Annotated in this window: 14 protein-coding genes; 9 read left to right on the plus strand and 5 right to left on the minus strand. The window is 67.1% G+C overall.

The window, feature by feature from the left end; all coding sequences use genetic code 11:
* Positions 1-311: hypothetical protein (locus DRB06_RS16310; protein WP_220092939.1), on the plus strand; the 311-nt coding region annotated here is incomplete at its 5' end.
* A 25-nt stretch (positions 312-336) separates the two neighbouring features.
* On the opposite strand, the gene DRB06_RS00005 is transcribed toward DRB06_RS16310, so the two are convergent.
* Entirely contained in the window at positions 337-1119 is a 783-nt protein-coding gene (locus DRB06_RS00005) for a hypothetical protein (protein ID WP_111818804.1), read from the minus strand.
* Complete coding sequence (locus DRB06_RS00010) at positions 1116-1775, minus strand: ABC transporter ATP-binding protein (protein ID WP_258522083.1); 660 nt, start codon at positions 1773-1775, stop codon at positions 1116-1118. The genes DRB06_RS00005 and DRB06_RS00010 overlap by 4 nt, the downstream gene beginning before the upstream one ends.
* Between DRB06_RS00010 and DRB06_RS16420 the strand changes: the two genes are divergently transcribed.
* On the plus strand, positions 1726-1911 hold the full coding sequence (locus DRB06_RS16420; RefSeq protein WP_244542606.1) for a hypothetical protein: 186 nt from the start codon (positions 1726-1728) through the stop codon (positions 1909-1911). The genes DRB06_RS00010 and DRB06_RS16420 overlap by 50 nt on opposite strands.
* Here the strand turns inward: DRB06_RS16420 and DRB06_RS00015 are convergent, their stop codons facing one another.
* On the minus strand, positions 1912-2652 hold the full coding sequence (locus DRB06_RS00015) for a hypothetical protein (RefSeq protein WP_146750753.1): 741 nt from the start codon (positions 2650-2652) through the stop codon (positions 1912-1914).
* 1055 nt (positions 2653-3707) lie between these two features.
* On the opposite strand from DRB06_RS00015, the gene DRB06_RS00020 reads away from it, so the two are divergent.
* Positions 3708-4730 (plus strand): sensor histidine kinase, encoded by a 1023-nt coding sequence (locus tag DRB06_RS00020; protein WP_258522084.1) that lies wholly within the window; start codon positions 3708-3710, stop codon positions 4728-4730.
* Complete coding sequence (locus DRB06_RS00025) at positions 4727-5497, plus strand: response regulator transcription factor (protein ID WP_220092940.1); 771 nt, start codon at positions 4727-4729, stop codon at positions 5495-5497. Before DRB06_RS00020 ends, DRB06_RS00025 begins: the two co-directional genes overlap by 4 nt.
* Positions 5498-5547: 50 nt before the next feature.
* Here DRB06_RS00025 and DRB06_RS00030 read toward each other — a convergent pair whose 3' ends face one another.
* Entirely contained in the window at positions 5548-6921 is a 1374-nt protein-coding gene (locus tag DRB06_RS00030; protein WP_146750754.1) for an ROK family protein, read from the minus strand.
* A 373-nt stretch (positions 6922-7294) separates the two neighbouring features.
* Between DRB06_RS00030 and DRB06_RS00035 the strand changes: the two genes are divergently transcribed.
* The 5 genes from DRB06_RS00035 (at position 7295) to DRB06_RS00055 (ending at position 17093) form a co-directional block, all read left to right on the plus strand.
* On the plus strand, positions 7295-8785 hold the full coding sequence (locus tag DRB06_RS00035) for an MFS transporter (protein ID WP_108968731.1): 1491 nt from the start codon (positions 7295-7297) through the stop codon (positions 8783-8785).
* Between the two features lie 123 nt (positions 8786-8908).
* Positions 8909-11197, plus strand: coding sequence for a glycoside hydrolase family 3 N-terminal domain-containing protein (locus tag DRB06_RS00040; protein ID WP_220092941.1), 2289 nt, complete (start codon positions 8909-8911; stop codon positions 11195-11197).
* 45 nt (positions 11198-11242) lie between these two features.
* Positions 11243-12271 carry an alpha/beta hydrolase gene (locus tag DRB06_RS00045; RefSeq protein WP_111818809.1) on the plus strand — a complete coding sequence of 343 codons (1029 nt, stop codon included), beginning with the start codon at positions 11243-11245 and terminating at the stop codon, positions 12269-12271.
* 68 nt (positions 12272-12339) lie between these two features.
* Complete coding sequence (locus DRB06_RS00050) at positions 12340-13980, plus strand: family 43 glycosylhydrolase (RefSeq protein WP_111818810.1); 1641 nt, start codon at positions 12340-12342, stop codon at positions 13978-13980.
* 29 nt (positions 13981-14009) lie between these two features.
* Entirely contained in the window at positions 14010-17093 is a 3084-nt protein-coding gene (locus tag DRB06_RS00055) for a glycosyl hydrolase (RefSeq protein WP_111818811.1), read from the plus strand.
* A gap of 965 nt (positions 17094-18058) precedes the next feature.
* Here the strand turns inward: DRB06_RS00055 and DRB06_RS00060 are convergent.
* Positions 18059-20005, minus strand: coding sequence for an alpha-L-rhamnosidase C-terminal domain-containing protein (locus tag DRB06_RS00060; RefSeq protein ID WP_181575135.1), 1947 nt, complete (start codon positions 20003-20005; stop codon positions 18059-18061).
* Positions 20006-20581 lie beyond the last annotated feature (576 nt).

A 20581-nucleotide genomic window follows, 5' to 3' on the forward strand; every position in this document is an offset into this window, starting at 1 on the left:
AAGACACCCGTGCCCACAGCGGCTGGCCCAGCCACCGGCACTCCTTCACCGGCGACCACAAACAAGGTAACGGGTGGCTGGGCGGATGCAACCTCAACGGTGATGAGCGCCTGAACCTGCTGCCGCTGGACCGCCTGGCGCGGTGCGGGTGCGCGTGCTGCGGCGCTGAGAACGGCGATGCGCCGTCTTCACCACCGCCGACAGCTAATGCGGGCGTGACGAACGGTGGTGTCAATGCACACGCACTCACGCTTCTGCTTCGACGGGGTGCGACGTGCTGGTCTGTCTGGATTCGTTTGAGATCTCTGTGAACTTGTTGCGCAGGCCCGGGCGAAGCTACTGGGGCGTGACTTGTCTGGCGCCGACGTCCCGTCGCTTGATGGCTACCAACGCCGTGGCAATCGCGACCAAAACCCAAGCCACCACGACAGCAGTCGCAGGGGTCGGTTCGAGGTCGGGCGGATTAGCCAGGTCTTCCGTTTGATCGCCAATGAACATCATCAGTCCCGCATTGGTCGGCAGGTACTGAAATACTTTATTGATCATTAGGAAGGCCATGCCAGCGCCGGTAAGCAGAATCATGACTGCCAGCACCGTGGTTTGAGATCGTACAACCATAGCAACAGAGGTGCTGAACAGACCAAGGAGAGTCCAGTACGCGGTCCCCATGGCCAGTGATGCGAGGTAATGGGTGCCCTGGCCCGACGCGAATACCGAAATGGAGCCGAGACCGCCTTGATAAAATGCCAATATCATAATGGACAGCAGTGCGGCCTCGGCAAAGATCAGCATGGCGGCGAGCGTCAGTTTCGCAAGGACGAGCAGGTGCCGGCGCGGTACGGCTAGGATCGAGTCGGTCAGCTGTCCGCCCGCGTGCTCGCTAGATGCTATAAGAACCGCCGCAATTACGGGGAGGAATGCGAGATTCGCCAGGGCGTACACTCCTAATTCTTGTGGGCCCATGGCGTCCTGACCGGAAAGAAGCGCAGAGCGCGCGCCCCTAGCATCAAGTGCGCAGTATGATGCCATGAGAAGAATGGTGAGGGTGACAGTCAGTCGTAGGGACGGCAGAGTCAATGCCTTGCGGGTCTCGCTGGCTAGCACATCGACGAAGCTCATCGCTTATCGCCTCCGGTAGGAGGAACGTCTGTATTCCTGTGGTCCGCCAAACGACTGAAGAACGCCCGTTCGAGCGAGCCATGTTCCGCGACGAGTTGCTCGACTCGGCCTTCACCGATCACGTGGCCGCGGTCCATAAGAACGACTCGGTCAGCAATAACTTCAGTCTCGCCCATCAGGTGAGAACTGAGGAGCACGGTCTTATCGGCATGTGCAAGCCGCGCAAGAAGGTCCCGCAGCCACTGAATTCCGAACGGGTCGAGTCCGTTGGCAGGCTCGTCGAATATCATCACCTGGGGATCGCCTAGAAGAGCCGTGGCGATTCCAAGACGTTGTTGCATTCCGAGCGAGAATCCGCCAACTGGCCGTCTCCAGTCGCCGGGTTGCAGGCCCACTATGTTCAAGACTTCTTCCACGCGATCGTCGGAGATGCGATTTGCGCGCGCCACCCACCGCAGATGATTTACCGCTGTGCGGGAGGGATGTGCGCCCGATCCCTCGAACTGTGCGCCGACGACTCTCATGGGGAATGGGTGCTGCCGATAATGCGACCCACAGACGGTCGCGGTACCGCCGTCAGCACGATCTAGGCCGCATATGATACGCATGACCGATGACTTTCCTGCTCCATTCGGGCCGAGCAGTCCTGTGATCATGCCGGAGGGTGCGCAAAAGCTGACCCTATCAACAGCCAGCACCTTTCCGTGCCTTTTGGATACTTCGGATACTTCAATCATTTTGGATGTCCTCATGTTGGAATGGTTCGGATTTCATGGTGTTCTGTTGTGGTGATTACCCGCAGTCCCGACGGATGAATATGACGGCCCCTATCGTCATTACGACGATCAGTTGAATTGCCGTGGCGGTGAGTTCAGACGCCGAAGGAGTGAAGCCGCTTTGGTAGGCAGTCTTGAAAACCTGATCGAAGACGATCTTTAATGACGGCAAGGCGTTGGTTAACAGGTCGGAGAGACCGATAGTCCATATTAGCAACGGCGCCACGGCTATGACCGTATTTCGCGTTGCCGCTGTAATCGCTGCAGACAGCAGCGCTATGACTACCCAGTATCCGATGAGCCAGCCAAACCGTGCCGGGCTGAGCTGGAATCCGCCTACACCATCCGCTGCGCGCTCGGATGCACCAAGGAATGGGGTAAGGGCGCCAAGCGAACACACCAATGCCGTCGCGCTAGTAAGTAGTGTCGCCAGGAACATTTTTCCGCACGCGATCCTGATCCGTGAAGATGATGCCAGGAACATCATGCGCCGTGTTCCGGTTGCCATGTCTTGCCCGAAGATCCATGCGCCCAGGAGGACTGGGATGACCTGGCCATAGTGCAATGCCAGCAGCGGCCAGTCTGCTGCAGCTATGCCGCCGGTATCCTCAGGCCGGCCTGCCTGGGTGTAGCTGATTGTTTGCAGAACGCCGAACCAGGACACCGCTGCAATTCCTGTCAAACCTAGCAGCACACACTGACGAATGGTTGTGAGCGAGGCCGTTTTGCGTACCTCCGCTGCAATTGCGGCAGTCATTGGGGTCGCGCTTGGCCGGCCTGCGAGGCTGGCACATGAAGTGGAGTCGGGGTGCTCTTGCGGAACGCGAAGTAACGCGATCCGCAAGCGCTTTGCCAATGCCTGCATTAATACCCTCCTGTAGGTACGGTTACTATGGTGGATGCTATCGTGCGAGCGTTTCTCTGGTACATAGTCCGCGGGAAAATGTCTACCTGAGTTGACTTCGCCGTCATTCAGGGTCTGACCGGTGACTGAGTTTCGTGGTGTTCTAACGAACAGCGGGGCACGGCACCGGCGCGCGAACTAACTACTGCAGTTTGCGAGTGTGCACGGGTGCTCGAACCAGCGTTGTAGAGGTGAGGGCGCCCCGAGGTATGGAGCGCGCTGCGGTGGGCGCCCGCCGGACTCGCCGGCGTTCTGTGAGGTGTCTTCCAAAGTAAACAAGTGCAACTGCACGGGTTGGTAGCGAAGAAGGCCGAGGATGGGGGCAGAGGCGCTGCGTATGAATAACCTAGGAGTTATTGCCCGGTTCTATGGTGGTGCCGTTGTGCGGTATTCTGCGAACGGTCTTTACGGCGTAGGTGAGCTGGAGGTCTAGGGTCGGGACGGACCGCGAGCCATGACGGGGCAAAATGAAGGTGTCGTAGCGCCCGACGTGCCAGGGTTCGCGTCCATCTAGCCGTGTACCGTGTGAACATGACGCGGCAAGGCCTCGGGTCAGTGATTCGACAACCGGCTATAGGAAGTGACAGCAGCATTGCCATGTTATGCGATGAAGAGATACGCATGCCCGAGGATGGGGGTGCATCGGCCTTCTGGTGTGGGAGTGCGTTTCTGCGGCTAGTTCGGCGGATCGACTGGTCAGATTCTTGCCGTGCGGTTGGAAGGGGGGAATCACGATGAACTGCTCGAATCTAATGCGCTCTATCGGCGCCTGGCCGAGGAGCAGCTCATCGCATAACAAGTTTTCGGCAGCGGCGTCGCCGTGGATAACGCTGCCTCGCACGGGCGTCGCCATCGTCTGCGTGATATATGTCGGGTTCTGGCTCACGAAGGATCCGGGCACTTTGGCGATGCGTTTGCTTCAACTCGCTATGGTCTGCGGCTATGTGTTGGCCGTATTGTTTTTTTGGTCTCGGCCGTGGCTAATGGTGTTGGGCATCGCTGCGTTTACTGCAGCCGGATGGCTGCTTGAGCTTACACGTGAGCCCTTCGTCGTTGCATCATGGGCGCTGTATTGTGCGGGGCGATTGATGCGCGGTCTGCGATACGTAGTGCCAACTGCCTTGGCAGTCGCGTCCATGCTGCTGTTTTGTCTACTCAGTGTCAGGGCGCCGGCGGGAGAAGCGTTGACGCTGCAGGTTGTTATGAGTGCGGTACTGCTGTTCGGATCCTGGCTGCTTGGCGTACAGGTTAAGGCGGAGGCGGAGGAAAAAGCGAGGGCGGAAATAGCCCGTGAACGCACGCGTGTACTTGAGGACCGGGCTAAGGTGGCGCGAGATCTTCACGATATACTGTCCCACACGTTGAGTGGAATTGGTATACGTGCGGCCGTTGCTGCGGAACTCGATGAGAGCGGCGACGAAGAGGTGCTGCGCACCTTTCACGATATCGAGGATGCTAGTCGCGATGCGCTTGAGGAAGTCCGATCTGTGTTGGGCGGAGTCCGTGCGGGCGACGCGGATCGGTATGTGGTGACGACAGAAGATATCGGCGCGCTGGTTGATCGGAGTCGTGCGAATGGTTTCAAGGTCGACGCTGTTATGGACTTCGGGAGTCTGGCGGGCGCGCCGATTGCGTATGACTTGTACCTCGTCGTGCAGGAACTGGTCACTAATATCGGTAGGCATGCTAGTGGCAGCGCCGGTGAGTTGGAGATTGACGTCCGGCGCCCCGAACTTCGCGTGCGGGCACGTAATCACTTCGATCGCATGACGCGTGACTCCGCGCACGGGATGGGGCTGTCGGGAATTAAGGAGCGTATCTCAGCTCTGGGCGGGCGCTCTGAGATAATGGAGCGGGATGGCGTGTTCAATATAGAGATCGTGGTGCCCGTGCGCACCGCGATCGGATCGAAGGTGGATGATTCAGGGTGATCCGTGTAATGATAGTCGACGACGATCCGGTCACACGATCAGCTTACGGTAAGTTGATCGGCGCTCAGGATGACATGCAGGTGGTCGGTGAGGCCGAGAGCGGCCTCGATGCCTTGCGTAAGCTGCCGGGGACGAGACCAAATGTGGTGCTTATGGATCTCCATATGCCGGCGATGGACGGGGTTGAGGCCACACGGAAGATGGTGGCAAAGGCGCCGGATGTTCGCGTACTCGTGGTCACGATATTCGATCAGCCTGAGGATGTCGAGGCGGCGGTTGCCGCCGGAGCCTCCGGGTTCGTCATTAAGAACAGTCCGGTGAGGGATTTGCTGAGGGCGGTGCGCCTTGTGGGTTCCGGGCAGGGAGTACTGTCCCCCGAAGTTACTGGCGGGGTCTTGGACATGCTGCGTGGCTCGGCCCAGGACTCAACGGTGAAGGAGATTGAGACAGGCCTGGGTGTACCCGTGAGTCTCACTCAACGTGAGTCTGAGGTTTTGCGCCTGATTGCCATGGGCAAGACCAACTCTGAGATTGCGGACGAGTTGTTCCTGGCTCCCACATCGGTGAAGACCTATGTCAGCCGGTTACGCGCGAAGCTGAAGGCACGCAGCCGCGCGGAATTAGTGACCCTCTACTACGTCAACTCCGCTATCTCCGATGCCCCAGGCGACGGGCGGCGACAGGTTCCCGTATTTGGCAGACGTTCAAATTCAAATGAGAGTGGGGACGATCCCCGGGGTCAAGGGCGTAGCAGGTGGCGTGCATAATCCGATTGGTGCGGGGCCGTCGACCCGTCGCCATGTGTCGCGCGTTCGTGTTATGCATCCTGGCGGCGGTGGGTGACCAGCTCCTGCACCCCCACCGGGGAACCGTGGGAAAGCCAGACGTGCATTACGTGAGCGGACAGCAGGCGGTCGGTGACCATACGGCAAGCACCTGCCAACGCGTCGTCCTCGTTGCCCATGCGCACGCGCAGGCGCTCGGAGGTGGCCGGCAGGACGCGACGGCGCAGAGCCTGACCGACCGCGCGGGAGAAGAACTCGCCGGCCTCGGCCACGCTGCCGCCCAACACGACCTCCCCGGGGTTGTATGTGGTGGTCAATACCGCCAGCACCACGGAGAGTCGGTCCGCGGCCTCGGTCAGCAGTCGCATGCACACGGGGTCGCCCTCCGCCGCGCCGCGGAAGACGTGTTCGCAGCGGACGCCTCCGGATTCGTCGAGTCGGCGCAGGTAGGAGGAGCGCTTCAGGGCCTGCGGGGTCACGGCCGCCTCCTCCATGGCGCCGCCGGAGAGCGTCGTCTCCAGGCACCCCTTGCGTCCGCAGCGGCAGGCGCGTCCCCCCGATCCCGTCATCTGGATGTGGGCGATCTCCCCGGAGGCCGCAGCGGCACCCCGGTGCACCTGCCCGCGGGAGACGATGCCCATGCCGAGCCCCAGGCTGAGGCGGACATACAAAAGGTCCTGCGGGGCGCCGATGCGCTTCGCGGCGGCCAGCGCCAGGACATTGACCTCGTCGTCGACCCAGACCGGCAGGCCCAGCGCCTGCGCCAGTCGGCTGCGCAGCGGGAAGCCGGTCCAGCTCAGGGTGTCGGAGGCGCCGCCGGCCCTGGCCGTAGCCGGGGCGATCAGACTCCCATCGCGAAAGTCCACGGCCGTCGGGATGCAGGCGCCCACGCCCCAGGTAGGTGGAAGCTCGGGGTGGCGGTTGCGCAGTGCGGTCAGATGCTCCAGGGCGTGCCGGGTGACCGTCTGCGGATCGCTGAGAATGCCCTCCTCCCAGCTGATCCGATCGAGAATCGCGCCGCTCAAGTCCGTCAGTGCCGCGGTGCTGGAACGGTAGGAGATCGACAGGACCAGGATTGTGGCCGCGGACGGATTGAAGCGCCACATCTCCGGGGCGCGCCCGCCGGTTGACACGCCCCGGCCGGCGGGAGCGAGCAGCCCGAGCTCGACGGCGGTCTTGAGTCGCCGGTCGACGGCGTTCCGGCCCAGCGTCAGGGTCTCGGACAGGTCAGCACGGGAGACGCCTTGAGGATACTGGCGTGCCTCAGCGATGAGCTCCGCCAGTTGGGAGACGTGGGCGAAGGAGGGGGCGCGGAGCGGGACTGGTGTGCTCGTCTTTGTACCCCGGGCTGGCGCTGAGGTGTCGGGCGGCTGCACGCCTTCGTGCTGGCTGTCTCGAGGTGTCACACAGGCAGTGTCCGTCCCACTTTCGTATGCGTCAACCGGAATGATGGCAACAATGCCGCGACTTATGCCTCAATCGTGCGAAACTTGAAGGCGGTCGATGTGACCCCAATACCTGGCTGTCAATGTGCTGAGGGTTTGTTTACCGTGGGTATGGCAGCTAGTGCGTCGGGGCTGTGAGCGGGATGGTCGTGCGAGTGTCGAAGGCTCAACCTTATGCACGGGCAGTGCGGAAGGAGGGGGCGGTGTGCTTGTCGCCCACGGCTGCCCCGCGTTGACTGTAGCGCAGAACGCAACGAGGTGCGGACGTCGCAGTCCCTGGCCTCGGGAGTTCCGGGCAGAGCAGCCCGCACTTCGCATCACAGAAAGGCCCGTCATGACGACGCAGTCTGCGGCACCCGCCAAGACGGGGGCCCAGGTCCCCCTTAAGGAGAAGATCTCCTACGGCTTCGCCGAGTTCGGCTCCCAATTCATCTGGACGACCGTCGGTAACTACCTCATCACCTTCTATACCGACATCGCGCTCATCCCAGCGGCAGCGGCGGCGAATATTCTGCTCGTCGCCCGTGTTCTGGACGGCATCCAGGACCTCGCCTTCGGCTACGTGGCCGAGCGTACGAAGAGTCGCTGGGGTCGCTTCCGCCCCTACGTGATCTTCGGCGCCCCGTTGCTGTCCATCACGATGATTCTGGCCTTCTGGATGCCGTTCCACGGCGGCAACGGCGCCAAGATCGCCTGGGCGGGTATCGCCTACGTGCTCCTGTGCTTCTTCTACACCGTCGCCAACATGTCCTACGGCTCACTGGCGGGTGTCATGACCACGGATTCTGGTGAGCGCGTCACCCTCAACTGGATTCGCAATATCGGTTCCCAAGCCGCCGGGCTGATCCTGGACGTGGCCACACCCTTCCTCCTGGTTTCCCTAGTAGCCTCCGATGCTGCCAAGGACCGTGGCTTCGACAACCGCTCCTACTTCCTGACGATGCTCATATTCGCCGTTATCGCGTTGCCGGCCTTCCTCATCACGGGCCTCAACGTTCGCGAGCGCATCACCATGACGGCCGAGCAGCAGAAGGTTCCCTTCACCCGGACCGTGAAGGCGGTCGTCACCAACGGTCAGCTCATGGTCGTCTTCTTCGCGCTGCTGTTCCAGCTCTTCGGCCTCTTCGGTCGCATCGGCATCATGTTCTACTACTGCCGCTGGATCCTGGGCAGCCCGCTCCTGATGGCGGGGGTCATGCTCGCCTTCCGAATCGGCACCATCATTGGCAGCGTCACTTTGCCGCCGTTCGCACTCAAGCTGGGTAAGCGCAACATGATGATGGCGTCGGTACTCTCGGGAGGCATTTTCCTCCTGCTCATCTTCTTCTTCGGGCAGACGAACCTCACGGTACTCCTCGTGCTGCAGTTCCTTTACGGCCTGTCAGGCTTCGCGGCGCCGATCGCCCTGTCCATGGTGCCGGACGCCGTCGACTACTACGAGCACAAGACCGGCGTCCGCGCCGACGGCACCTCCTACGCGACCGTCTCACTGTCCACCAAGTTCGCCAACGCGATCGGTGGCGCCGCCGCCCTGTACATCATGGGCTGGTTCGGCTATGACGGGGCCCTTGAGGTGCAGAGCGCCAGCGCGCTAACCGGCATCAACATCGCCGCTAACCTGGTGCCGGCCATCATGGCCTTCCTCGCCTTTGTCCCGCTCCTGTTCTGGAAGCTGGACACGAAGACGATGGCCAAGATCTCCGCCGAGCTCGAGGTCAAGCGTGCCGCCCGGGCTGAGGCCCTCGCCGAGGGGGTAAGCCGAGACGAGGCCGAGCGCCTCGCCGAGGCGGCCGAGCGCGCCGCCGAGGAACGCGGCGAGATCTAATTACGCCGCGGGCGGGTGCAGGCGGATGATCGGCCGCAGGGCCGGCACCCTCCTGCGCCCGCCCGACCCAGTCAACGCCGCACGACCATCCACCCGCTAACCCGCTCAACGAGGAGCCCTCCCGTGACCGCCGCCCCCGCCGCCAACCACCCAGCCACCAGCCCAAAGAGCCCCGCCGCACAGCTCACCGACGCCCAGCGCGAGCGCATCGAGTCCATCCTCGCGTCCCTCACCTGGGAGGAGAAGCTGGCGCAGGTGCAGGTCACCTTCAAGATGACCACCGAGGAGTGTCTGGAGGCGGCGCGTGCCGGTATCGGCGCCCTGTTTTGGCCCGGCAACGCGGCAGACGCCAATGCGATCCAGCGCGCCGCCGTGGAGGAGACCCCGCACGGCATCCCCCTGCTCATCGGCCTGGACGTCATCCACGGCCAACGCACCATCTTCCCCACCCCGCTGGCCATGGGCGCCTCCTTCTCCACCGCCGTCGCCCGCACCTGCGCCGCCGTCTCCGCCGCCGAGGCCCGCTCCGGCGGCGTCACCTGGACCTACTCGCCCATGGTGGACGTCGCCCGCGACCCGCGCTGGGGGCGCGTCGCCGAGGGCTTCGGCGAGGACCCCCTGCTGACCGCCGAACTCGGCGCCGCCATGGTTGCGGGCTACCAGCACGAGCGCCTGGACGAGCCCGGCACCGTGGTGGCCACCGCCAAGCACTTCATCGGCTACGGCGCCGCGGAGGGCGGTCGCGACTACAACACCGTGGACATGTCCGACCAGCGGCTCCACTCCGTGTACCTGCCGCCCTTCGCCGCCTGCGTGGACGCCGGCGTCGGCTCCGTCATGGCCTCCTTCAACACCGTGAACGGCCGCCCGGTGCACGCCAACCGCCGCCTGCTCACCGGCCTCCTCAAGGACGAGCTCGGCTTCACCGGCGCCATCGTCGGCGACGCCTCCGGCGTGGAGAACCTCATCCCCCACGGGGTGGCCGCTGACCTGCCCGATGCCGCCCGCATGTCGCTTTCCGCCGGGCTCGACATCGAAATGGGCGGGCACCTGCACGACCCGGACGCCCGCCCCGAGCACCCCGCCCTCCTGGACGGGGGCGACCCGGCCCTGGTGGCGCGCGTCGACGACGCCGTGCGCCGCGTTCTGGCCCTAAAGCTCGCCCTCGGCCTGTTCGACAACCCCTACGTGGACCCCGGCGCCGAGATCACGGCCCCCACCCCGCAGCACCTGGCCTCCGCCCGCGCCGCCGCCGAGAAGTGCCCTGTGCTGCTCACCAACGACGGTTCCCTACCGATCGCCCCCACCGCCCGCCGCATCCTGCTGGCCGGCCCGGCCGCCACCCACACCGACCACCTGGGCGCCTGGGTGCAGCACTTCGCCGCCCCACCCACCCGCTCACTCGCGGACGCGCTGGCCGCGGCCCTGGAGGCCCGCGCCGCCGACGCCGGCACGCCCGCCCCCGAGCTGACGGTGCTGGGTGGGCAGGACCCGCTCGGCGTCACCGGGGAGGAGGTCGACGCCGTCGCCGCGGCCGCCGCCGACGCCGACCTGGTGATCCTCGCCCTGGACGAACCCAGCCAACTCACCGGCGAGGCCACCTCCCGCGCCGACCTGCACCTGCCCGGCGACCAGGCCGCCCTCGTCCACGCCGTCGCCGTCATCGGTACGCCCCTGGCCGTGGTGCTCGTGGCCGGGCGCCCGCTGGTCGTGGAGGACTGGATCGAGGAGCCGGGTGCCGTCCTGGCCGCCTGGCACCTGGGCACCACCGGCCCGGAGGTCATCGCCGACATCCTCACCGGCGCCGTCAACCCCTCCGGTCGCCTGCCCATCGGCTTCCCCCGTCACTCCGGGCAGCTCCCGGCCACCTACGACGCCCACGAGAACACCGGCCGCCCCGCCACCCGCGGCGGGGAGATGGTCAAGCCCGTCTTCGACATGGGCCTGGACGGCCCCGCCAACCTCCAGGAGTTCTTCACCTCCAAGTACCGCGACCTGCCGCTCGGCCCCCGCTTCCACTTCGGCCACGGCCTGTCCTACACGAGCTTCGCCTACCGCGACGCCGCCCTGTCCCGCACCACCATCTCCCGGGCGGAGCTCGACGCCGGCGCCGCCGTGGAGGTCACGGCCGCCGTCGCCAACACCGGGGAGCGGGACGGTGAGGACGTGGTACTGCTGTTCACCCGCGACGTGCTCGCCTCGCTCGCCCCCGCCGTGCGCAGGCTCGCCGGCTTCCAGCGCGTCGCCGTCCCCGCCGGCGGCAGCCAAGCGGTTTCCTTCCGGCTGGACCGCAGCCACCTGGCGCTGTGGGATGACGACGGGGAGGGCTGGCGCGTCGAGCCCGGCGACTTCGAGATCCGCCTCGGGGACGACCCCGACGCCGATCCCCTACTGCTGACCGTCACCGACTGACCCCGCGCACAAGCACCTGCAAGCACGTACGAGGAGGTACGGCCCATGCGCTTCAACTCACCCGACGACCCCGTCGTCGTCACCGAGGGGCCCGAGAAGGTCGGCTGCGTCGCCGGCATCCACGGCGAGCGGATTCACGTCCTGGACGGCCTGCCTCAGCGCGGCCCGGAGTGGACGCCGGCGGTGATGGCTCAGGCGGACCGCTACGACCTACCCGTCGAGCCCGTCGACCTGCCCGAGGTGGCCCGCCGGGACGCTGCCGCCCCCGGCCCGCACGGGGACGTGCCCGTGCGCGTGTACACCCCGCACGAGCTCGCCGCCCCCGACGCCGCCGGCCGCCGCGGCGCCGTCGTCTGGATCCACGGGGGCGCCTTCATCTTCGGCGACCTGGACACCGCCGAGGCCGACCACACCGCCGCCCGCCTCGCCGACGCCACCGGGCTGCCCGTCGTCAGCGTCGACTACCGGCTCGCCGTCGACGGCGTCACCCACCCGGTGCCACACGACGACTGCTGGGCCGCCTACCAGTGGGTGCGCGCCGGCGGGCACGGACTGCCCACCGACCCGGCCAGGGTGGCGGTCGGCGGTGGCAGCGCCGGAGCCTGCCTGGCGGCCTCCGTCGGCCTGCACGGCCGCGACGCCGGACAGGCCCCCGCCGGCGTCTTCCTCGCCTACCCGCTGGTCCACTACCCGCTGCCGGGGCCCTCCGTCGAGCTCGCCGCCGTCCTGTCCACCCTGCCGCCGGTGCTGCTCGGCCCCGAGGGTGAGAACGACGCCCTGATGGCCCAGCTGCTGGGGCCGGAACTGACCGGCGTCGAGCACTTCGACTACGCCATGCCCGGGAACGCCGAGTCCCTGACCGGCTACCCGCGCACCTACATCGAGAACTGCGAGGCCGACGAACTGCGCGCCTCCGGGGAGCGCTTCGCCGAGCAACTCGCCCAGGCGGGCGTCGATGTGGAGCAACACACCGTGCCGGGGGAGACCCACGGGCACCTGTCCGTGCCCGGTCTGCCCACCGCCAAGGCCACCTGCGCCCACTTCGCCGCCTTCATCGGCGACGTGCTGCGCTGAGCTCACCCCACCTCCCCCGACCACCCGCACGCTGTACACAACCGCCGTCGCACCACCGGAGTAACCAAATGACCACCACAGGCATCCCGTCCGCCGCCCCCGCCTGGGGGCGTGGCATCGAGAACCAGCGCCGCGCCAACCTCGGCGACGGCACCTACCGCAACCCCGTCATGGGTGGGGACTACCCCGACCCCACCGTCCTGCGGGTGGGGGACCGGTACTACCTGACCTACTCCTCCTTCGAGTCCAGCCCCGGCATCGTGCTGTGGCGCTCGGAGAACCTGGTGGACTGGGAACCGGTCGGCCCCGCCTGCCCGGAGCCCTGGGGCAGCGTCTTCGCCATCGACCTGGTTGAACACGCCGGCCGCTACTACATGTACATCCCCTTCATGCCCACCTCCTGGTCGCGCGTGGACGCCCCCACCATCGCGGTGATGTGGACCGACGACATCGAGGGGACCTGGCACGGGCCCATCGACCTGGGCCTGCGCGGCTACATCGACCCCGGGCACGCCGTGGGCGAGGACGGCGAACGCTACCTGTTTTTGAACGGCATCGACCGGGTCCGGCTCACCTCCGACGGCCTGGGAACCGTCGGCGAGGTGGAGCACGTCTACGACGGCTGGCACTACCCGGATGACTGGGTGGTGGAGGCCTACTCCCTGGAGGGCCCCAAGCACGTGCAGCGGGACGGCTGGCACTACCTGGTCTCCGCCGTCGGCGGCACCGCCGGCCCGGCCACCGGGCACATGGTCATCGTGGCCCGCTCCCGCAGCATCGACGGCCCCTGGGAGAACATGCCCACCAACCCGCTGGTGCGCTGCACCGACGCCGCCCAGCCCTGGTGGTCCCGGGGCCACGGCACCCTGCTGGAGGGACCCGGCGGGCAGTGGTACGTCATCTACCACGCCTACGAGCGGGGCGCGCAGGGGCTGGGTCGGCAGATCCTGCTGGAACCGGTCGACTGGACCGACGACGGCTGGCCCGTCGCCCGCGGCGGCGACCTCACCGCGCCCCTGCCCCTGCCCGGCGGCGGCAGCGAGCAGCGGCCCCACGGCGTCGCCCTGTCCGACGACTTCCACGCCCCGGCCTGGGGCTGGCGCTGGACCTTCGACCGGCCGGGTGCCGACGAGACCGCCCGCGCGGCCTTCACCGAGGCGGGCCTGGTGCTGTCCGGGAAGGGCCAGGACCCGGCGTCGGCCTTACCCATGACCGTGCGCGCCCCCGACCGCTCCTACCGGGTGGAGGCCGGCATCGAACTGCTGGACGCAGCCCGGGCGGGAGAGGACGGCGGCCCGCAGACCGGAGCCGCGGAGGGCTCCGGCGGTGAACCGGGCACGTCCGGCGGCTCGGAGACCGCCGGGACGACGGCGGGCCTGCTGCTGTTCTTCAACCACCGGCTCTTCCTCGGACTGGAACTGGCCGCCGGGCGCCTGCAGGCGTGGACCGGCGGGACCCGCAGCTGGGGGAGTCAGCCGCTGCCGGAGGGCACCCGCGCCCTGGAACTCGCCCTGGAGAAGCACGAGCACATCGTGCAGATGTACTACCGCAGCCCCGGGCAGACGGAATGGACCCACTACCCGCTCACCCTGGAGTGCTCCGGCTACCACGCCAACACCGCGAACGACCTGGTCTCGCTGCGGCCCGCCGTATTCGCCGCCGGACCCGGCAGCGCCCGCATCACCGACTTCCGCTACCGGGCCCTGTAAGGGCCGCACGTCACAGCCAGGAGCAAACAATGACCGCGCCCGCCGACCTGCGCCGACCCGCCACTCGCGCCGCCCTGACCCGGGCGCGCTTCGCCACCCCGGAGATGACCGACCGGCCCGGCATCCGCTGGTGGTGGCAGCAGCCGGTTCCGGTTGAGGAACTGCTCGAGGAGCTGCGGGCCATCGCCGCCGCCGGCTTCGGGGAGGTGGAGATCGCCTTCTCGCCCGGCTTCTGGGCCGACGCCGCCCAGCGTGAGGCGCTGGCCGCCGTCCTGGCCGAGGCACGGCACCTGGGGGTGGGCGTGGCCATGACGCTCGGCGCCGCCTGGCCGCTGCAAACCCCCAACACCACCCGCGGCACCGCCTACGCCGCCCAGGAGCTCCAGTACGGGGTGAGGTGGGTTGAGGGCGAGGGCCGGGCGGATGCCCGGGGCGACGCCGGCCGGGCCGCCGCCGAGATTCATGGGCCCGGCGGTGGCCGGGGCGCGGTCACCACCCCCGTGCCCACCCCCTTCGACGACGCGGAGCTGGCGCGCGGCGGGAAGCTGGTCGCCGTCGTCTCCGCCCGGGTGGTCCGACGCGGCACACCACCGCGGGTGGTGGACTCCGGCAACCCTTGGGGCAAGCCCACCAAGATCATCGAGCCCGAGCACTCCACCCTGCTGGACGAGACCACCCTGACCGACCTGACCGGGCAGGTGCGCGGTGAGGGGACCGGCGCCGTCGTCGACTGGGAGCCCGGGCCGGGGCAGTGGGCGCTTATGGCCTTCTGGAGCCGCGACAGCGAGCAGGGGGTGACCAGCTTCCTGGACGCCGCCGCCGCTCGCGCCGCCCTGGCCTACCTGGATGAGCACCAGCTCGGGCAGGCGGGTGCGGCCGCACTGAGGGCGGAGGGGTCTACCGCCACTGAGCTGTTCGAGGACTCCCTGGAACTGAACGCCGACTGCCTGTTCTGGAGCCCCGAACTGCGTGAGCGCTTCCAGGCCCTGCGCGGCTACGACCCCACCCGCTACCTGCCGCTCCTGATCGCCCACGGCCAGTGCCGGTACTGGGTGCCCGAGACGCCGCCGCGCCCCGACTTCGACTCCGCCGACCCCGACGGCGCGCCGACCTCACTGGGGCGGCGCGTGCGCGCGGACTACAACCGCACCGTCACCGACCTTTACGTCACCGACCACCTGGCCCTCATCCAGGACTGGGCCGTCGGGCACGGCATGCGGCACAAGGCGCAGGCCGCCTACGGGCAGAACCTGGAACCGGTCCGCTCCTTCCGGGAGCTGGTGCGCTGCGGCGGGCGCGCGGAGGTGGAGTCCCTGAACTCCGGAGACCGCGCGCCCATCAACATGGACCACCCGAACTGGCGCTTCGCCCTGGACTGGCAGCGCAGCTGCGTGGCCGGCGCCCACCAGGGCGGGGCCGTGCGCGTGTCCACCGAGCTCGGCGCCCAGATGGACAAGTGCTACGACTTCTCCCTGGCCGACTACCGGCACATGCTGGACAAGGAGTGGGCCGTCGGCGTCACCAAGCCCTTCGTGCACGGCTTCGCCGCCCAGGACCCCGAGGCGCCCTGGCCCACCCGGGGCCGCTTCGGCACCATCGTCTCCGAGTCCTGGAACCACCGGCACTTCCCCCAGTGGCCGCACTGGAAGGGACTGACCGACTACTGGGTGCGCGGCACCGCGGTGCTGGAGACCGGCACGCCCCGAGCGGACGTGGCCGTCTACCGGGACGGCTTCCTGACCACCGCCGCCCGCGGCAACGCCGAGGCCGACGCGACCGCCCCCGACCGGCTCATCGACGCGGAGCCCCTGGAGCGCGCCGGCTACAACGTGCAGATACTCGACCCGGTCGGCCTGGCCGAGGCAGGTGTCGTCGGCCTCGAAGCGGGGCGAGTCGTGCTCTTCCCGGAGGGGCCCGCCTACCGGGCACTGGTGCTGGATGCCGCGCTTCAGGGCGGCGCGATCCCGTCGGATGCGGCCCGTGGGCTGGCGTGCGCCGCCGCGGAGGGACTGGCGATTGTGCTCGTCGGCCGGCCGCCCACCGGGGATGCCGGTTGGGGCGGCGCCGACGCCGGCGCGGCCGTCCGTGAGGCGATCGCCTCCGCGCTCGCGGGACCGCGCGTGAAGCGGGTGGACGCCTGGGCGGAGGTGCCCGGCGCGCTCGCGGCACTCGGGGTGCGGCCCCGCGTGGCCTGGAACGGGCCGGTGCTGCTGACCCAGGTGCGTGACGCCGTCGAGGGCCGCTACGTGCTCGTCTACAACCCCGCCGCGCAGGCGGTGGCACTGCCGCTGGAGATCGAGGGGGCCGGGCGCGTGGAGGTCCTGGACCTGGACGCCGGCGAGATCACGCGTGTGGGTGCCGAGGTGGCCGGCGGGCGTACGCGGGTGGAGGCCTGCCTGGAGCCGCTCGGCTTGGTGATGTTGCGGGTCGTGCCCGCGGGGGAGGGCGCAGTGGCGGCCGCCGCGACCGCGGGGAGTGGCGACACAGCAGGCGCCGCAGCGGGTGAAGCCTGCTCCCGCGCGGTGGCCGGGGCGGTGATCGGAACCGGGGCCGTGGGCGGCGCAGCGGATGCGTATGGCGCGGGCGGCGCCGCATTGCCCGGAGGTTCGGCGGCCACCGCCCGCGTCGGTGCCGGCGGCGAGGAGTTCGTGCTGACGGACTGGAGCCTGACCGTCATCTCCGAGGAGCCCGCCGGGCCCCGCACCATCGTCCTGCCCGGGCAGGGCCCCGGCGACTGGCGCGACATCGCGGCGCTGAAGGACGTCTCCGGCACCGGCCTGTACCGGGCACGTGTGGAAGTGGGCAGTGGCGGCGACGCTGGCCGGGCTGCGCTCGCGGATGCGGTGCTGACGCTCGGGGAGCTGGGCGGCAGCGCCGTGGTGCGGGTGGGCGACCGGGTCTTCGGGCCGGTGCTGCGCGACGCTGCGACAATCGCGATCGGGGGCGCGCTGTCGGCGGCCGTGGCCGCGGGCCGCGAGCCGATCATTGAGATCGAGGTGCGCACGACGCTGCGCAACGCCACCCTCGCGGCCGACGCCTACATGACTGGCCCCTGGGCGGTGGAACACCCGAGCGTCCCCCACGGCCTCCTCGGCCCCGTCCACCTCCGCTAGCCCCTCCAGTCCCCTCCACCGAGGTCGGTAGAAGTTACGTGCCGACGTCGGTTGATGTGGCGGAGGCTATATCCGGGATGGGTGTGGTTGGAGTGGGCGTGTAGGGGCTGCACACTGGAACTGCGAGGACAAACTTGTTCAGTTCTGGTTTTTCATCGGTATTGTGCGGAAATGACGGACCGGCCGAATTTCGGTTACAGTGCTCCGGTGTGCAACGGGGACCTCGTTGCACACCGGAGCCTTTCCGCAGGTCCGGACCCGATGGGTGAAACCGCAGGATCATGTGAGTTTTGGTGGGAGTTGGACTTCTTGAGTGTGCAGTGTTGCCATCTGCTCGGTTGCGTCACCAGGCACCTGCTTGATCGAGATCCTGTTTGTCCAGGATGCTCTTGAAGGAATGCTCCGGAAAAGTGCCTTTGGCCGGGTGCTGACGTTTACCGGCGCGGGGGTGGGTGGTGTGTGCCCGGGTGCCCCGTCGGGGACGGAATGTCCGAATTCGGCACTAAGGCTGTCGGCGACCGCTGGGGCCGTTTTTGAAACCGCATGATTCCAACGTTCTGCCCATGGCCGCGGGCAACGTCGGGGCTGTTTATGCCGATCCTGGACACTTTGTGCCGCCACGCACGGGAACGAGCGCCAGCGGTGGGCCGTGGGTGGACAGGCCCCCACCCCTCCACCCGAGGCCGCCCCGGAATGCAACACCACAAACCCCGGAGCTGGAAGAGCCGGTTTGCCTCCGCCTGGGGGGACTCGCGGTCCTGCCCGGCGCCCGGTGCGCTGGCCGGCGCCGGGGAGGCCAGCCGGGCCGGCGCCCGCACCTAAACCTGGCCCCCGAATCCCCAGTTTGATTGCGTTCCTCTAGTTGGGCCGTCTGGGACGGTCCAAGCAGACACGGGCCAGTCGGCCGAACCGCAAGCAACCACACACCCCAGACATCACCCCAATCTCAAACCGGAAGAGCCCGTTTACCAAATCGCTCGAGCCGGTCCGACGAACCGCTCAGCGCCGCGAACGAGCGCTGTTCCCGCCGGCACGTCCACCGTCGTCCTTCCCCGCTCCGCGACGACGCACACGTCGCCGTGCACGGTCGGGATGGCGCATGCAGCCCATTCGAGCTCCCCTAGCTGGGGGTCCACTGTGAACTCCTCCCAGCCTGGTGCCAGGGCCTGCACGCCCAGGATTGCCAGCACGAGCAGATCAGCGGGCCCTGCGGCCCAGCCGTGGCAGAGGCTCTTGCCGAAGGGGCGCCCGTACATCTGTGTCGGTTGCTCCCCCTCCGAGGGGAATTCTTCCCAGAACGTATTCACCCCGGCGTCAACCAGCGGTCCCCAGATCCGCACGAGCTCGTCCACCGTCTGATGTCGCAGTCCGCGCTGCACGAGTGCGCGCAACGCCCAGGCGCGCATCGAGGGGGTTCCCGACGACGTGGCCAGGATTTGCGTCTCCACGCCCGGCGCATGCAGCGGCGTGAGCCCGGCCAGGGTGGCTAGCGTGTTCGCCAACGGTGTCGGCCGAGAGACGCCGTCAACGTATTCGCGCCATGCGCCGGTGCTGTGATCCCATGCCGCGTTGTTCAACGTCCGGGCAACTCGCGTGGCGCACTCTTCCCAGGAATGAAGTTGCCCTGCGCTAGGCGCGTCCGGAGCTTCCGCACTGCGCAGATGAGCGCCTACCCGAACCGCGCTTCGCAGCGCCCAGTACCACAGGGCTTGGAACGCCGTCGGTGTGCGCTGTGGGGCCACCTCGACGCCCCAGTCCAGGAAGACCGCTCCCGGTCCCGTATGGGGGAAGGAGGACTCGTCCTTGGTGGTGTACAGCAATCCATTGCTATTCGTCATCGCCAGCAGCGAGGTGACGACCTCGTCCAACTCCGGCGCGGTCGCAGCCAGCAACGCCTCATCGTCGAAGGCCTCCAGGTCGAGCGCGAGTGCGATGACTCCCCACAGTGTGTAATCGGCGATGCCGTTCACGTAGCCACTTTGCGGCAGGAAGAGGGCAGCAATGCCGTTCGCGGTGATACGCGAATCACCGAATGCATATGCGTTCGGGCCAATTGCGGCGGCATTGTCGGCCATCCATGGCAGGCGATCCCGCTTGATTCCGTCGACGACGAGGGTCTGCATGCAGGTACCCAGAGTCGTCGCCGCCACTGTCCACATGCGGGTCAGGCGCTCATCCGAGCACGCGAACGCTCCGCGCCGGCTGAAAGTGCGAGAACTGGCACGCACGTGCACACGTGATGCGGTAGCGCCATCCACGAGGACGTACCGTAGCCCCAGGCGGTTCCTACTGACCCAACGTCCCGGCTCCACCTGTTTCAGATCGGTATGGCACTCAGCGAACTCGGTGCCGGCCAGTGCCTCCGCGGGTGACTCGCCTGCCGTCAGCACCGGTTGCTCGGCCCCGGGTGGGCAATCGATGACAACATGCCCAAGTAAGGGGAGTGGCGCGACCCATAGTGATCCCCCATCTTCATGGGCCAGCTCGACCTCGGTGACCGGCTCGCCCGTCGCATGTGGCGGCGCCTGACCGCCGAAGAAAATGTCGGCCGGATACCAGTGCTTATCCCCCTCCAGTAGCGTCTCGACGTGGATGTCCCTAAGGGAGTTGCGTCGTTCTCCGAGGACTGTGCTGCTCTCCTCTTGACCGCGGCTGGCTGGTGCGGCGAGACAGATCGCTGGCGGTTGACCGTCCTTCGCATCGACGACGAGGGTAATCGCCTCCTCGCCGTGGAAGCACAAAGTTGTGCCGGGTTTCAGGTGCCTGACGCGCGGCGGGGGCGTGAACGAAGTCTCCGCCGTCGTGGATGCGGTCGCCTCAGACGAACTGCTACTTGCTTCCACAGAGACGACGCCGGTGGCGTCGACAAGGACTGCGGTCCCGTGTCCTCGCAGCCGGAACAAGGCGCGCAAGGCCGGGGGAGTAGCAGTCTCCGGGTAGGAGACATGACACATGGTTCGGCGACTCTCTGAAAACAGCGCCTGTAGCGCTCCACGGCCAAACTGAGCGCGCGGATAGAGCCAGGTTCGTGGCTTGGGTCCGGCAGACGTCTTAGCAGGGCCGTCCAGCCCGATCATGGGCAGTGGCGAGCGGGAGATGATCGTCTCGTAGTCGCAGGTTGGCGCCGCAGGGGTGCAGTCACCATGCGGCGCTGGCGGGAAGCTCATATCTGTACCTCACGGGGAGTCGTTGCCTCATCGCAGCGTGTCATAACCTAGTCGGCTTGCCGCACATATTGAAGCGCTTCGGAACTCTCGGCGCAAGTGGGGTGTGGTGTACGAGGTGTGTGAGCGCTGTTGGTTGCGTTGTTCGATCGTGTAAAGCCTCTGCGGTGCTGCTGAATCGCCGCAATTGTACCGTTTTGACGTAGATGCGAGCCTTGGTGCTTGACGCTGTGTGGGTCAGCGCTTATGCTTGCTTCGCAATGAAGCGCTTCAGTTTCATGGCGCACGCCACTCCAATGGAGGAGTGGCGGAGGTACCCACACA

This window comes from Actinomyces sp. Z5 (genome assembly GCF_003287795.1).
Lineage (GTDB): Bacteria > Actinomycetota > Actinomycetes > Actinomycetales > Actinomycetaceae > Actinomyces > Actinomyces glycerinitolerans.

Coding starts and splice junctions, on each gene's coding strand:
- DRB06_RS00005 (WP_111818804.1), bottom strand. CDS start 1,119: ATGAGCTTCGTCGATGTGCTAGCCAGCGAGACCCGCAAGGCATTGACT.
- DRB06_RS16420 (WP_244542606.1), top strand. CDS start 1,726: ATGACCGATGACTTTCCTGCTCCATTCGGGCCGAGCAGTCCTGTGATC.
- DRB06_RS00010 (WP_258522083.1), bottom strand. CDS start 1,775: ATGATCACAGGACTGCTCGGCCCGAATGGAGCAGGAAAGTCATCGGTC.
- DRB06_RS00015 (WP_146750753.1), bottom strand. CDS start 2,652: ATGACTGCCGCAATTGCAGCGGAGGTACGCAAAACGGCCTCGCTCACA.
- DRB06_RS00020 (WP_258522084.1), top strand. CDS start 3,708: ATGCGTTTGCTTCAACTCGCTATGGTCTGCGGCTATGTGTTGGCCGTA.
- DRB06_RS00035 (WP_108968731.1), top strand. CDS start 7,295: ATGACGACGCAGTCTGCGGCACCCGCCAAGACGGGGGCCCAGGTCCCC.
- DRB06_RS00045 (WP_111818809.1), top strand. CDS start 11,243: ATGCGCTTCAACTCACCCGACGACCCCGTCGTCGTCACCGAGGGGCCC.
- DRB06_RS00050 (WP_111818810.1), top strand. CDS start 12,340: ATGACCACCACAGGCATCCCGTCCGCCGCCCCCGCCTGGGGGCGTGGC.
- DRB06_RS00055 (WP_111818811.1), top strand. CDS start 14,010: ATGACCGCGCCCGCCGACCTGCGCCGACCCGCCACTCGCGCCGCCCTG.